At 46.4% G+C, this 14028-nt stretch carries 13 protein-coding genes; 7 read left to right on the top strand and 6 right to left on the bottom strand.

Features of this window, described 5'->3' with window-relative positions:
* The first annotated feature begins 16 nt into the window (after positions 1 to 16).
* From DLM76_RS03450 to DLM76_RS03460, 3 genes are all read left to right on the top strand, one after another.
* Positions 17 to 1102, top strand: coding sequence for a metallophosphoesterase family protein (locus DLM76_RS03450; RefSeq protein ID WP_118964356.1), 1086 nt, complete (start codon positions 17 to 19; stop codon positions 1100 to 1102).
* A 1-nt stretch (position 1103) separates the two neighbouring features.
* Positions 1104 to 3422 (top strand): ATP-binding protein, encoded by a 2319-nt coding sequence (locus tag DLM76_RS03455; RefSeq protein WP_118964357.1) that lies wholly within the window; start codon positions 1104 to 1106, stop codon positions 3420 to 3422.
* A gap of 67 nt (positions 3423 to 3489) precedes the next feature.
* Positions 3490 to 3882 (top strand): TIGR04452 family lipoprotein, encoded by a 393-nt coding sequence (locus DLM76_RS03460; protein ID WP_118954943.1) that lies wholly within the window; start codon positions 3490 to 3492, stop codon positions 3880 to 3882.
* Here DLM76_RS03460 and rlmD read toward each other — a convergent pair whose 3' ends face one another.
* Genes rlmD through DLM76_RS03490 form a run of 6 tightly spaced genes read right to left on the bottom strand, consistent with a single transcriptional unit; the run spans position 3883 to position 8835 of the window.
* Positions 3883 to 5064 carry a 23S rRNA (uracil(1939)-C(5))-methyltransferase RlmD gene (gene rlmD, locus DLM76_RS03465; protein ID WP_118954942.1) on the bottom strand — a complete coding sequence of 394 codons (1182 nt, stop codon included), beginning with the start codon at positions 5062 to 5064 and terminating at the stop codon, positions 3883 to 3885. It abuts the gene before it with no gap.
* A gap of 37 nt (positions 5065 to 5101) precedes the next feature.
* Complete coding sequence (locus DLM76_RS03470; protein ID WP_118954941.1) at positions 5102 to 5713, bottom strand: ankyrin repeat domain-containing protein; 612 nt, start codon at positions 5711 to 5713, stop codon at positions 5102 to 5104.
* Positions 5714 to 5771: 58 nt separating this feature from the next.
* Positions 5772 to 6620, bottom strand: coding sequence for a helix-turn-helix domain-containing protein (locus DLM76_RS03475; RefSeq protein ID WP_118964358.1), 849 nt, complete (start codon positions 6618 to 6620; stop codon positions 5772 to 5774).
* Positions 6621 to 6643: 23 nt separating this feature from the next.
* A complete protein-coding gene (locus tag DLM76_RS03480) occupies positions 6644 to 7264 on the bottom strand; it encodes a GNAT family N-acetyltransferase (RefSeq protein WP_118954939.1) in 621 nt (206 codons plus the stop codon).
* Between the two features lie 51 nt (positions 7265 to 7315).
* Positions 7316 to 7957: a CBS domain-containing protein gene (locus DLM76_RS03485; RefSeq protein WP_118964359.1), complete on the bottom strand. Its 642-nt coding sequence runs from the start codon at positions 7955 to 7957 to the stop codon at positions 7316 to 7318.
* Between the two features lie 2 nt (positions 7958 to 7959).
* On the bottom strand, positions 7960 to 8835 hold the full coding sequence (locus tag DLM76_RS03490; protein WP_118954937.1) for a J domain-containing protein: 876 nt from the start codon (positions 8833 to 8835) through the stop codon (positions 7960 to 7962).
* 146 nt (positions 8836 to 8981) lie between these two features.
* Between DLM76_RS03490 and DLM76_RS03495 the strand changes: the two genes are divergently transcribed.
* The 4 genes from DLM76_RS03495 (at position 8982) to DLM76_RS03510 (ending at position 14024) form a co-directional block, all read left to right on the top strand.
* Complete coding sequence (locus tag DLM76_RS03495) at positions 8982 to 10883, top strand: carbon starvation CstA family protein (RefSeq protein ID WP_118964360.1); 1902 nt, start codon at positions 8982 to 8984, stop codon at positions 10881 to 10883.
* Positions 10880 to 11428: an NUDIX hydrolase gene (locus DLM76_RS03500; RefSeq protein ID WP_118964361.1), complete on the top strand. Its 549-nt coding sequence runs from the start codon at positions 10880 to 10882 to the stop codon at positions 11426 to 11428. The genes DLM76_RS03495 and DLM76_RS03500 overlap by 4 nt, the downstream gene beginning before the upstream one ends.
* Before the next feature lie 64 nt (positions 11429 to 11492).
* A complete protein-coding gene (lsa66, locus tag DLM76_RS03505) occupies positions 11493 to 13271 on the top strand; it encodes a fibronectin-binding adhesin Lsa66 (protein ID WP_118964362.1) in 1779 nt (592 codons plus the stop codon).
* Between the two features lie 6 nt (positions 13272 to 13277).
* On the top strand, positions 13278 to 14024 hold the full coding sequence (locus DLM76_RS03510) for an NRDE family protein (protein WP_118964363.1): 747 nt from the start codon (positions 13278 to 13280) through the stop codon (positions 14022 to 14024).
* Positions 14025 to 14028: the final 4 nt, after the last annotated feature.

Raw genomic sequence — 14028 nt, forward strand, 5'->3', positions numbered from 1 at the left:
CGGCAGGAAGCAGAACATGATTCGATTTTTACACACAGCGGATGTACACCTCAGCCAAAAGGAAAAGGAATATTCCCTTTCCGTTCTCAAAGAAATCGTCGCGGCGGCAAAAGAGGAAGAATGCACGCATATCCTCTTCTGCGGAGATTTGTTCGACCGAAACTCGGACATCGCCGCTCTTAAGGAAGAAGTCAAAACGATCCTATCTTCCTTTACCGGAAAAATCTTTTATATCCCCGGGAACCACGAAGAACTCGGACTCGCCGAAGGCGCCTATCCGATCACGGCTGATCTTTCTCCCCTTTCCTATCCGCAAAAGGGAGAATCCTATAAACTCTGGACCGAGGAAATCGGCGGAGTGGAAGCGGAATTCTTCGGATTTCCGTTCAATAGAATTTTAGATTATTCGAATATTCAATTTAAGGAAAAAACGGTAACGTATCGGATCGCACTGCTCCACGGAACCGAAACCAAACTCGTGGAATATCTCGGACCTTCTCCCGAAGAGGCGGATTCGATTCTCGATTCCAAACCGTTTCAGGAAGCCGAGTTCGACTATCTCGCGTTAGGTCATATTCATTCCGAACGTTCGATCACATCCGGCGCGATGATCAAGGCCTATCCCGGTTCGCCTCGGGTCGTTTCCTCCGGAGAATTCGGTCCGCGCACGGTCAACATCGTAACGCTCGGAAAAAACGGAACGCCGGTTCTCAAAAAAAGAATTCTTTCTTCCGCCGGAGAATACAAAGAATTCTCCCTAACCGCGACCCTAACGGGAGAAGTTCCCGATCTCGCAAAACTTCCCGCGTCGATCTCCAAACAGGATTCCGTTCGGATCAAAGTTTCCGGAATCGTGGAAGACGAACACGACGTAACGGAACTTCTCAAACGATTTCCCGAAACCGCGGACTGCAGAAAAATAGAAGTCAAAACCGGCGACCTGAGAACTTCGAGCGTCTTGATCGACAACCCGGTCGCTAAACTATTTTATGAAAAGCTAATGGATCAAAAATCCAAATGGAACGGAGACAATCCTCCCGATTGGAACGAAATCTTAGTCTTGGGTTTGGAACAAATCGAAGACTTCGCGGGGAAGAATTGATATGATTTCCGCGCTTCAACTGCTAAAATTCGGCAAATTCGAAAAGGCGGAATTTACGCTTTCCGAATCCGTCACGATCTTTCACGGAAAAAACGAATCCGGAAAAACGACGATCTTCGACGCGTTACGACTCGCGATCGGAAGCAAATTTCTTACCGCGAGTCAAGAACCGAAAAAGAGCATTCTTTCCCGATACGGAGAAAAGAGTTTGGACGGTTACAAGGTTGTAGGAGAAGTCCCCGAACTTTCCAAAGACGCCGCGCCTCAATACGTTCACTGCGTTTCCCTTCGCGAAGGAGAATTGGAATTCGCGTTTCACAACGACAAGATCATCAAACCCGACTTTCTCCGCAGTAAACTGCTGAACAACGGAGTCAACCTCGAAGGAATTTCGAGTTCGCTTAACAAAATTCATTCGCCCAAAAAGGGAAGCGCTCCGGCCAACGCGTTCGACAAACTCAAAGAAGAGATCGCAAAACTCAAAAGCGGAAGAATCGAACTCGTGACGAACATCGAAACGCTTCACGCCAGAAATAAGACCAAAGTCGCGCAAGAAGAACGGCACAACCGGGATCAATCCAAAGAACTCGAAATCCGTAAACAACTCGAAACGATCGAAAAAAACGCGGCCCTCGATGCGAAGATCCAAAAGAAGATCAAACTCGTGGAAACTCTTTCCGAAATTCTTCGATTGAAAACCGCTCAGGAAACGTTGAATAAAAATCTTCTGTATTCCAAAGACGAATCTTCCGGTTTTGAAAGTTTTCAAAAGGAAATCGAGACGTCGGAAAAAAACCTTTCCGCTTCGACAACCCTGCTCCAAGACAAACAAAGCGCGATCGATTCCAAAAAGAGGGAAATCGAATCCCTTCAAAATCAGCTCGGCGTTTCTCAAAAGATGAAACAGAAAGCGGAGGAATGGAACGAAAGGATCGACAAGGTTCTCCGCGAAGAAGGATTTACCGAAGAGATCCGCACCAGCGAATCGAATCCCGCTCATAGAATTTTGGGAATGATTTTGACGGGACTCGGTTGTTTCGGCTGGTTAGGAGTCATCGGTTCTCTCGTTTTCGCAAACCTGGGAGGTTTTGAAATTCTTTCCGGTTCCTTGATTTCCACGAGTCTCGTCGCGCTCGGAATCTACTTTCTCACGCGAAAAAAGGAACTCGTATCCGTCCGATACAATTCCGAAAAGGAAAAGGATTTCGTATTAAAAATTTCCGGTCAATGGAACTTAACATTTCCCGAATATTCCATTCCTTTGATAGAAAAAATAGAAAACCTAAGACAATTCTTCGCAAAACAAATCCAAAACAACGAAGTAAAGAACCACCAGATCGAATCTTTGGAAAAGGAAATCCGGACGTTTAGCGGAGACACCGATAAGATCCGCGACACGATTCGTCTGGAAACCGAAAAGATCCAAAACCTTACCTCCAAACGGAATTCTTGGCTGAACGATCGAAGGGCTTCCACGATTCAGGAATACCACAAACTCATCGCCGAATTTCAGGCGCAGACCAAAAGTTTTTCCGAAGGTCTCAAAAAGATTCTCACCGATCACGGAGCCAAAACCTTGGAGGATTTGGAGATCCGCTGTAAAACGGCGATTTCCACGATGGAGGAAATTCCGACCCAGTTTCCGAACGATCCGGAACGACATCTTCGAGAAACGAAAAAAAAGGAACTCGAAAAAGAACTGCAGGACCTAAACTCGGAATTACAAAAATTGAATACTGCAATCCAAGTGGAGGATGCGCTCATTCAGGATTCCTTACCGGAAAAAGAAAAGGCTTTGATCGAAACGATCCAATCGATCGCCGAAAAGGAAATCGAATTCTCCCGAATGGAATCCAAACGCAGATCCGCAAAAATCGCGCAGGACATCGTGGAAGAAATCTCCAAAGATCAATCGATGCAGTTCGCGTTCGTAGCCTCCGAGATCGGAAAAGAAATCAATCGAATGCTTCCGAAACGAGAGGTTTCTTTCGAAGCGATCGACAAAAAAGAATCGATCAAGATGAAGGATCAGGCCGGTAATCTGCGATCCATCGATCATCTTTCGGGAGGAACGGTCGCTACGTTTTATCTGATTTTTAAATTGTTCTTAGCGCGCAAGACGGTCCCTAAAAACGGAATCTTATTACTCGACGAACCCTTTGTACATCTCGATCCGGGAAGAATCGAATCCGCACTGGAATATCTGAAACAATTTCAAAAAGAGACTGACTATCAGATCTGCTTCTTTACGAAACAAGCGGAGTTAGCGGATATCATCGCAAATTCGTTTCCGAAATCGAAGAAGATTCCTTTATCATGATTTTCGAATTGACTTAAGAATTCTTCTTTTTAGGCTTTTATAAAAAAATAATAAATCGAGGTCTATTTTGAAAACGCTCATTCATCGAATTCTTCTGGCGCTTCTTCTCTTACAAGTTTATAACTGTTTACTCTTTGATACGCTCGGAGTGGCTCCGGGAAGAATCAAAGGCTCCGAAGCGGCCAACAATATCCGCGACGCTGCGATCGTAACCGACCTGATCAATTCGACGATTTTAAACGGACGTGCAAGCGTTTCTATCCTCAGTCTTTTGGCGGATCAACTTTCGGGTATCAAATCGGACGGAACCTATGTGAAATCCGAAGTGGACGATTGTGTTGCGGAAATCAAAGGGCTCAGCGGATATCTGATCGGTTCTGCGCTTACGATCGTGCTTCAATCCAAATGTTCTTTGGAAGCGGATAAGGTTTTCCTCGATTCTCCGTTCCCGGAAATCTGATCAACGCGTAAACACGGAAACGCTTTCGAGATGGCTCGTGTGAGGAAATAAATCCACGGGCGTCAGTTTCTCGTATCGGAACGACTTTGTCAGTTCGAGCGCGTCTCTTCGAAGCGTTTCCGGATTGCAAGAGACATACAGCACACGATTCACTTTAGAATTCAATAATATCTTTTTCGTCTCCGGATCCAACCCTTCTCTCGGCGGATCCACAATCACCACGTCCGGCTTTTCGCCGATCGCATTCTGAAGCGACTGTAAAACCTTTCCTTTGACAAAGGCCGCATTTTCGATTCCGTTCGCTTTGGCCGCGCCGATCGCGGAACGAATCGAATTCGGATTCTCCTCAAGACCGATCACCCGTTTCGATTTGGAAGCCACATACAGGGAAATCGTTCCGATTCCGCAGTATGCGTCCACAACGACGGAATCCGCGGGTAGATCCTCCACGACAAGATCATACAGATTCGTGATCTGAAACGGATTCACTTGGAAGAAGGTGGAAAGACCGATCTGAAAATCGAGATGCCCGATTTTTTCCTTCACGAAATGTCTTCCGAACCAGGTCGTCTCCTTATCGCCTAACACAACTTTTGTGTTCCGCAGATTTACGTTCTGGAGAATGCCCACGACTTCCGCTTTCGACTTCTCTTTAGATAAGAATTGTTTGATATACGAATGCAGACTGTTGGTCAGATTTTTTCTTCCGGGAATTTCGGCTGCGTTCGTGACGATTCCCACGAGAATTTCCTGGGTTGCGTGCGCTTTTCGAAGTACGATATGCCTCAGTAGACCGCTTCCGTTTTTTTCGTAGTAAGGACTGATGTTTTCCGTCCTCGCCCAATGACGAATCGCCGCCGCGACGGTCGTCAAATCCGCGTCCTGAATTCTACATTCCTTTTGATCGATGATGAAAGTGTTTTCCTTGTTGTGTAAACCGAGTGTCAGAACGGATTTTTTTCCGATCTTGCGATGACCGAAAGGCAACTGAACCTTATGACGATACATCTGGTCCTTTGGACTTTTTACGATCGTTCGTATATCGAGCCCTTTAAAACCGCCGAACTGTTTTTCGATCTCTTCCTGTTTGTGTTGAAGTTGTTTTTCATAACCGATATGCAATCGGTCGCAACCGGCGCATTCGGGGTAGTGTTGACAGGATTGACTCGCGGGAGGTTTCATTCTCCTTTCAGGCTTTCGCGCCTTCGCGGCGTGTCAATCACATCAGATAGATTTTTCCGTGTTTGTCCTTGATCATCGGATCGGCTCCGTGTTTTAAAAGGAGTTCGGCAAACTCGGACATACCGTGAGAAGACTTTGCGAGATTCATACAAGTGACTCCGTCGAAATCCTGTACGTTCGGATCGGCTCCGCTTTCCAAAAGCAAACGAAACGGCTCCAGCTTTCCTTCGTTTACGCAGTGATGCAACGGACTCATTCCGTTTCTATCCTTTTGATTCAGATCAGCGTTTCCTTGAATCAAAACGTTCATCATTTCCAAGGGAGAATCTTCAATGATACAATGTAAAAGCGGCGTCAAGCCGGTGTTCTCATCGGCGAGATTGGGATCGGCGGAAAATTTCAAAAGGGTTCGGACGATTTCAAGCCGTTCGTATTTGATCGCGAGCGATAAGGGTGTTACACCGTGATACAGATTCGCATTCGGATCCAACCCTTTCTCCAAGACCTTTTGAACTTTGGAGACGTTTCCGCTTTTGATCGCTCCGAAAAATACGAATCGTTTCCAAAAAGAAGCGGGGCCGGCTTTCACAAAAATCGAATCGACTTGCATACGATCTTTTTCCATAATTACTTCTTTCATCGACTTCATTTTATCCTTCCTTTAACAGCACAACCCGGATCTTCGTTCTAAAATATCCTAGGATATTCTACCGGAAAAGCTGGGGTCTTGTATTGTAAAAAAGGGACAAAGCCTGGTTTTTCAATCCGTACCAAATCAAGGGAGAATAACCGGAAAACGCGACGAATTCCTTCGTAAAATGAGCTTGGTCGTAAAAACCGGCGTCCAACGCAAGATCGCTTAAACTTCTGTCTTCCGATCGCATCCAAGCGGCGTTTTGAAAACGGACGACTCTCGCGAATTCCTTGGGATTGTAACCGATTCTTTCCTGGAATTTTCGCTCCAAGGTTTTTTTGACCAAGCCCAAATGTTTGGAAAGTTCGGAGATTTTGATTTTTCCTTTGGCGTGGAAAATCCGAAGAACCGCCTCGTTCACGAAAGCGTCGTTCGACTTATGAGTATTTAATAATTTACTAAAATACTGATCGGATATGCGAACGCGGTTTTCGAAGGTTCGTGCGTCTCGAATTCGTTTTATAAAATCGGAATATTCGGATGTCCCCGGAATTTCCAAATCGGAAAGATGACTGTTCACTTCCTTTGCGGGAATCCGGAACAAGGACGAAAACGCTCCCGGAAACAATCGAACGTTAAAAAATCCGACCCTTCCACTCGGAGCGATCTTAAAATTGGAAAGATGATTCCCTACGATATGTCCGTTTGATGAAATCCATTCCTCCTTTCCGTTTTTCCAAGAACTGAACCGAATCGGATCTCCGTACGAAATATGAAGTTCGTTTTCGACCGACGCAAAAATCGTCGGAAATTCCGTTCCGTCCTGCATCGTCGTATCCGAATCGGATTCGGATTCCCAGCCCCAATAACATCCGATCCATGGAGAAAGAATCGAATTCGGTTTAGCAAAACGGATTTTCATTTCGGTTTAAAATTCTTACTTTTTTACTTTAAGGATGTTCTTTCGACTTCCATATAGTAATGATCCGGAATTTTTCCGGCAGGTCCGGAAAACGCTCTCGCTTCGATCGTCCGAAACCCGAGTCCTTTGTAAAGCGCGATGGCGGCCTCGTTCTTTTGCGAAACGTCCAAAGAAAGCGTTTTGAAATCCGGAAAACAATTCGCCATAAACCGAATGAGTTCCTTTCCGATTCCCTTTCCTCTGTGCTTTTCCGAAACGGCGATATGTCCGAGATACAATCTTCCCGGTTTGGGAGGTTTGATCATTCCTTCGGTCGTCAAGCCGCGACCCATAACCTTCGGTGCGGAAAGACCATATACGGAAATAATACGAAGCGCGGTGCCTCCGTTGAGCAGCAGGAAGGAAGGCTGACGATAACTGAGGATCGCGCCGACGACTTCTCCCTGAAGCTCAGCTACAAAGTGATTCGTATAAGAGATCGTATTGCCGCGTTTGATAAACGAAGAACGTAAAAAGTCGAACGGAGTCTTATCGTTTTGCGTGAATACGTAATCCCAAGCGGCGGGTCCGGAGGAATAAATCAAAGGAACGATTGCGTCCACGTCTTGGAGTTCGGAGGGACGGATTTGAAGGGAAGGTTTCAATGGGTTACTCTCTCTTTTTTTCGCACAAGGCTAATCCATGTTCGCTTCGACTCAAGCGAGAAATTCCCTTTCGTTCACTCGCAAGATCGCCCTCAAAACGTCGCTGCGCGTGATCATTCCGATGACGTGAATCGATTCGTTCACGACGGGAAGACATCCGATTCTTTCTTCGAAAAGAACTTTCGAAATTTCACCGATACCCGCGTGAATCTGAACCGATAAAACCCGGGTTTTCATCATTTGTCCGATCGTTTTACCGAGTTCCGATTCGTCGGAATGACCGAGTTTCCAACGCATCCAATCGCGATCGGAAAGAATGCCGCATAACGTGTTGGAATCGTCGAGAACGGGAACGTGCCGAAACCGTTTTTCGATAAAGATTTCCTCCGCTCTTGCGATCGGATCCTGTTCGAGAAAAAAAACTACGGGAGAACTCATCAAGTCCCGCGCGGTCAGTGAAGAAAGGGATTCTCCTTTGTTGGAGCGGACCTTTCCCAAGGAAGAAGAGGCCTTGTATTCGGAACGGATCTCTTCTCCCACTTTAGAGGATCGAAGCGGAACTTCCGTTTCAGATTCGGATTTGATTTTCGAAACGGCGGGAGAAGGAGCGATCGAATGAAGAGGATGTACGATCTCCGGTCGAACCGGCGGAACGTAGGTTTCCGAAACGCCTCTCGTCACCCAGAAAAACAAAACTAATTCATCCTTAGGATCAGATAATTGTACGAAGCGATGATCCTTTGCGTCATTTCCAACCCGTCCTTGTTCACGTCGGGGTGATATTTCTTAATCAACTCTTTGAATCGTTTTTTAAGTTCTTCTAATGTACAAGGACCGTCGAATCCGAGAACGTCGAGATGTCTCTGCGTTTCCGGGTCCATTTCCTGAAAAACCGAAACTGGCTTTTTCTTTTTCGGTTTTTTACGGAAGGTTCCGAACAGATCGTAATAGGCGCGATCCCGATATTCTCTCGTGATCTCGCGGAGATGAAAGACCTTCGTATTCAGAATCGAAAAGATATGATTCTTTAAAAAGACGTCCGCACCGTAATCGTTTTGGATCGATTTCAGTTCGATAAAATCGGAAATTCCGTTTTCCACGATTCTCTCGAAATTGAACTTATCGTCGAAGTACGAATCGAACGCGTCGTCGAAGTCCAACGTCGCGGACGATAAAAGAAGGAGTAGTTCCCGATCGAGTTCGTGTCTTTCCAAACGCGATTGGATCGTTTCCTTCAGACCGATCTGAAGCTCGGCGAGATAATTATCGTCGAAGTATATTCCGTTTTTTGCAAATTCATCCCCGATTCCCTCTATCTTGAGAATCTTGGATAAAAGCTGAATGAGGGAATCCGCGTGCGTTTCGTTGAATCCCGCGGCGGCTCGGGACGAAAAATGCACGTCGTTTCGGAGATCGTAGAAGATTCTATAATAGTCTTCTTTGCGGATGTTTAAAGCGGCTATGATCTTTTCCACGGGGATATACCATTCGCAATTCGTACATCCCGATTGAATTTCGAAAATAATATCCTCTAACGAGGATCGGATCTGATCAAAACTTCGAGTCTGCATACTCTTCTACTTCCAGATTTTCCACCCTTGCAAATCCGTTCATCAATTCTTTTTCCAATTAGACTTCTGGAATCGGAAACGGAAATCTTCCCGAACATCGAAAAAAGGTTTGCTCGGATCGTTTCTTAACCTCATCCATCCTTATTATGCTTCCTTTAATCGCCGTTCTTGCTTGTTTTCTTGTTTATTTTCTCGGTTACAAATTCTACTCGGGCTATATTTCCAAATCGATCTTCGATTTAAAGAGCGATCACGAAAGCACCCCTTCCCACAAGCTGAACGACGGAGTGGATTACCTTCCCACAAAACCCATCGTATTATTCGGTCATCATTATGCGTCCATTGCCGGTCTTGCTCCCGTGCTCGGTCCCGCCGTAGCGGTCATCTGGGGATGGTTGCCCGCGATGATCTGGGTCGTATTCGGAAGCATCTTTGTGGGTTGCGTACACGACTTCGGCGCGCTCGTTGTTTCGGTCCGCAATCAAGGCAAGAGCATCGGTCAAGTCGCGGAAGATTTGTTAGGTCATCGTGCGAGAAGTTTGTTTCACGCGATCATCTTCTTCTTAGTCGCGTTGGCGATGGGAGTGTTCGTTCTTGTTCTTGCCGAGATGTTTTCCGCGGACCCGAAAGCGCACATCAAACCGGTCGTCAATGAAACCGCAACGCTTCCCGCTTCCGAAACGAAAAAGACGGCTTCCACCGCTGCGACGACCGTCGCGGATACTAAAACATCCAAAGAAGTGCACGATCATCCCGGCGAAATCAGAACGGAGGAAAAACCTTCCATCAAGTTGAGAAGTCATTTTCCGGAAGCGGTGATTCCTTCCGCGGCCATTATGATTCTGGCGATCATCATGGGATATCTACATTACAAAAAAGGAATGGATCTCACTCCTCTTACGATCTTCAGCGTTCTTGCGACCTTATTCTCCATGATCTTGGGAATGCACGACGGAATCCTTTCGTGGACCGGACTCAATCACGTGGAAACATCTCCTTCGACCGGAACATGGAAATACATTTTGTTGTTCTATGCGTTTCTGGCATCGGTGACTCCGATCTGGTTGCTTCTGCAAAGCCGAGACTACATCAATTCGTTCTTATTGTATTTGGGAATCATTCTGATCTACGTCGGATTTTTTATGGGGGGAATGCTCCAGCAATTTCCTTCGTTTAACGCCGAAGCGATCCGAACCGACTCCATCGGACTCGATCTGATTCCGTTCGTATTCATCACGATCGCGTGCGGAGCGGTTTCGGGATTTCACGCGTTGGTCAGCTCGGGAACCACGGCCAAACAATTGGATCGGGAAATAGACGCAAGACCGATCGGTTACGGAGGAATGATCGGCGAATCGTTGTTAGGTTTGTCCGCCGTGATCGCCTGCACGATCGGTTTCACTTCTTCGGAAGAATGGTCCGGCTTTTATCGTTCCTGGTCCGGCATTCAAGGTTTAGCGCCTCAAGTCGGAGCGTATATCTACGGGACCGGAAGATTCTTATCGCAGATCGGAATTCCGGAATCCTTCGGACAAGGATTTATCGCGCTGATCGTCATCAGCTTTGCGTTGACTTCTCTGGATTCCGCGACAAGACTTCTTCGTTACAACATCGAAGAGATCGCCGAATCGACCCGTATCTCTTGGATTCAAACTCTCGTCGGAAACCGATACGTTTCGAGTTTGATCGCGTGCGCCGCGATCGGCTTTTTCGCGTTTATGGAAATCGAACAGGACGGAAAGAAGAAACCGGCGGGACTTGCTCTCTGGAAACTCTTCGGAACGACGAACCAGCTTCTGGCTGGACTTGCGTTGTTGGTGGTGACCATTTTTCTCCTCAAGTCCAAGAAAAGAATCAAAGTCTCCTTTATCCCGATGTTGTTCGTGTTATCCGTGACTCTCTGGGCGATGATCCGAAACTTTTTCGACTTTTTAAACGGCCCTTCTCCGAATATACTATTGGCAGGAGTCGGCGGAACGTTGATCGTCCTCACGCTTTGGCTGCTGGTCGAAGCAGTTCTAACCTGGAATCGCATTAGAAAAGTATGAAATTCTGTAGTTCTTGCGGATCGCCCGTCGTTTACAAAATCCCGGAAGGAGACAACCGGTCCAGACACGTATGCGACAACTGCGGAACGATCCACTATTCCAATCCTAAAGTGGTCGTGGGAAGCATTCCTATTTGGGAGAATCGGATTCTACTTTGTAAACGCGCGATCGAACCCAGAAAAGGATTTTGGACTTTGCCCGCGGGCTTTCTCGAAAACAGAGAAACGGTGGAGGAAGGAGCGATTCGCGAAACCAAGGAAGAAGCGAACGCAGACATTTCCATCATCGGATTGCAGAGCGTCTACAGCATCCCTCATATCAGTCAGATTTATATGTTCTTTTTAGCCGACTTGGTGGACGGAAAATTCTCCATTAGCTCCGAATCCGAAGAAGTGCAACTTTTTTCGGAGGAAGAAATTCCCTGGGATCAGCTCGCCTTTACTTCGGTTTACTTCGCCTTGAAAAAATACGTGGATGCTCCCGTTAAAAATTCCCTGCATCTCGGAAACATCAGAGATCGCAAAACCCCGCCGAAAGAATCCTGAAGAACGCAGAACCCGTTCTTAAAAAAATATGGGAAAAAAAACGTACTAAATTAGAGTGTACTGCATGCGGAACGGAATTCGTTTAACAAAGACTGCGGTCCTCTTTCTTCTTCTGATATCGTTTCAACTGCGCGCGGATTCCTTTATTAAAACGAACTCGGATTCATTTTCTCCGAACTGGGACGGAAAGAACGACGTTCTCGAATTTAAGATTTCCAAGTCCGCTCTTCCCCGTCTCGCCGATTGGGAACTCGTCGTTAAGAACTCGGCGGACGACGTTGTAAAAACGTTCAAAGCGGATCATAGAAGAAAGAAAGGATTCTCCCTTTTACCGTTTTTACAAGACGACTCGAAATTATCTCCGTTGGAAATCGGAATTCCCGAGTCGATCTTTTGGTCGGGCGAAGACTCGAAAGGATTTCTTCTCCCCGACGGCGAATACAAATATCGATTGAGATTCGTTACGGAGAATAAGGAGAATTTATTGTCCGAAGAAAAAACGGTCGTATTGGATTCAAGACCGCCGAGTTCGGAAATCAGCGCTAAAACCCGAGTCTTGTTTTTAGGAGGAGATCGAAATTCCTCCCGCCTCAATATCTCCCAAAAAGTTTCGGGAGAATCCTCCGATTTTTTTACCGGAGAATTTCTGGATTCCGAAGGAAAGATCGTTAAGTCCTACACTTGGAAACAAAAGGACGTCCCTTATATTCTGAGTTGGGACGGAACCGACTACACCAACAAACAACTGTCAGGCGGGATTTACAAATACCGTTTGGTGGGAAGCGACAAAGCGCGAAACGAATCCGTTTCCATACTTTCCGATTTAACGATCCGCACCGAAACGATCGGAGTGGATTTGTTTTCCGATTCCAAATTCTATTCGTATCTTCCGGGAAGCTCCAAAAACTCCGCGCGGTTTTCCTTTTATATTTCTCCCAAGATCAAATCGGATTCGTACGAAATCGAAATCTTTCAAAAGAAAGGCAACGAGGAAAAGAGCGTCTATCGTTTCCGCGACACGGGCGAACCGAACGCGGAATGGAAATGGGATCTTCGAAACCAAGCGGGCGATCTCGTCGGCGGCGGAACTTATTTTTATCGTTTAACGGTGCATAGCCGATACGAGCGTCATCAATCCATTCCCTCATCGTTCGAAGTTTCCAAAGAATCCTTCGATTTGGACGTGTCGGTTTCCGTAAAGGAATTCACTCCGGATAACGACGGTAAAAACGATCTGCTTAAGATTCTTCTTTCACACTCCGGAATTCCGCTTCAATCCTGGGAAATCACGTTATACGAAATTCCTCCGTACACTTCTCTCAAACGAAAGATCAAGACCTGGAACGGAGAAGGACAACCCGGTTCGGAAATCCTTTGGGAAGGCCTCGACGAATCCGGTGTTCGAGTCGGATCGTTAAGCGAATTCTATTTTGAATGGAAATATACGGATATCTTCGGAAGAGAATCCACCGGTAAAGGCGCCGATTTCAAAACGGGAATCTTAATCCTGGAAGAGGAAGGCTCTCTTCGAATCTCCGTTCCCGAATCGCAGGTGGAGGCGAGATGGTGGAGTTTGCCCGGAAAAATCCGCTCGGTGTTAAACGAATTCCCGGGATATAAAATCGAATTGCAGTCCCATACCTCGCATCAAGGCGACGAGGAAGTCAATCAAGTCGCATCCGAAGACCGCGCCCGAAACGCATTCGAATACTTCTTTTCCAAGTCCGTTCCGTTCGGTAGAATTCGTTTCCGGGGTTACGGAGAAACGTTACCTCTAATTCCCGGTTCCGGAAAATACGAAGCCGATAAAAATCAAAGAATCGATTTTTTTCTTTCACCTTAATCCGTTATGTGCACCGCCATCATTTACAGAAATCCGGAACGAAAGATCTTCGGTTTAGGATTTAACAGAGACGAATCCGTAAAAAGAAAACCGTCTCTGGCTCCGACCAAAATCGGCAACGGTCCGGTTTATGCGATCGCTCCCTTGGACGGAGATTACGGAGGAACTTGGATCGGTGCGAGTTCTTCGGGTGAAATTTTTTGTCTTTTGAATTTCTACGAAGCGACTCTGAAGTTGTTGAGAAATCCAACAAGCCGCGGCTTGCTCGTGCGTTCCTGTTTGTTAAGCGAAGTCAAACCGGAACTGTTGAAAGCGGATGAACTTTCGAACTTCTATCCTTTCAAACTCGTAAGAATCACTTTGGAAAAAACGGAAATCTTCGTCTGGGACGGAAATGAATTCTCCCGTTCCGCCGATACGAGTACGTTTCAAATCTTGGGAAGTTCGTTTACGCAAGGACCCAAGGCCCAGGTTTCGAGAGAGGCCGTCTTCCAAGAAAATTACCGGCCGAAAACTCTTCCCAACGCGGAGGAATTCCTCGCCTTATCGAAAAATTTTCTGACCTCTCATCTGCCTGAAAAAGGAGCGCTTTCCCCTTGTATGCACAGAAGGGACGCACATACCGTGTCCAAAACGGAAATCGTATTTACGGAGAATGAGTTGACGCTCACCTACCAGGAAGGCCAACCTTGTGAATCACCGGAACCGAAGGTTTTCAATTTGACTTTGACGGATTTTTCGGTATTCGAATAGTATA

The organism is Leptospira yasudae (genome assembly GCF_003545925.1).
GTDB classification, from domain to species: domain Bacteria; phylum Spirochaetota; class Leptospiria; order Leptospirales; family Leptospiraceae; genus Leptospira; species Leptospira yasudae.

Bases quoted from the DNA above. Each gene is read 5' to 3' on its own strand.
- rlmD (WP_118954942.1), bottom strand. From the start codon at position 5,064: ATGAAACCTCCCGCGAGTCAATCCTGTCAACACTACCCCGAATGCGCC.
- DLM76_RS03510 (WP_118964363.1), top strand. From the start codon at position 13,278: ATGTGCACCGCCATCATTTACAGAAATCCGGAACGAAAGATCTTCGGT.
- DLM76_RS03490 (WP_118954937.1), bottom strand. From the start codon at position 8,835: ATGCAGACTCGAAGTTTTGATCAGATCCGATCCTCGTTAGAGGATATT.
- DLM76_RS03500 (WP_118964361.1), top strand. From the start codon at position 10,880: ATGAAATTCTGTAGTTCTTGCGGATCGCCCGTCGTTTACAAAATCCCG.
- DLM76_RS03475 (WP_118964358.1), bottom strand. From the start codon at position 6,620: ATGAAAATCCGTTTTGCTAAACCGAATTCGATTCTTTCTCCATGGATC.
- lsa66 (WP_118964362.1), top strand. From the start codon at position 11,493: ATGCGGAACGGAATTCGTTTAACAAAGACTGCGGTCCTCTTTCTTCTT.
- DLM76_RS03470 (WP_118954941.1), bottom strand. From the start codon at position 5,713: ATGAAGTCGATGAAAGAAGTAATTATGGAAAAAGATCGTATGCAAGTC.
- DLM76_RS03455 (WP_118964357.1), top strand. From the start codon at position 1,104: ATGATTTCCGCGCTTCAACTGCTAAAATTCGGCAAATTCGAAAAGGCG.
- DLM76_RS03450 (WP_118964356.1), top strand. From the start codon at position 17: ATGATTCGATTTTTACACACAGCGGATGTACACCTCAGCCAAAAGGAA.
- DLM76_RS03495 (WP_118964360.1), top strand. From the start codon at position 8,982: ATGCTTCCTTTAATCGCCGTTCTTGCTTGTTTTCTTGTTTATTTTCTC.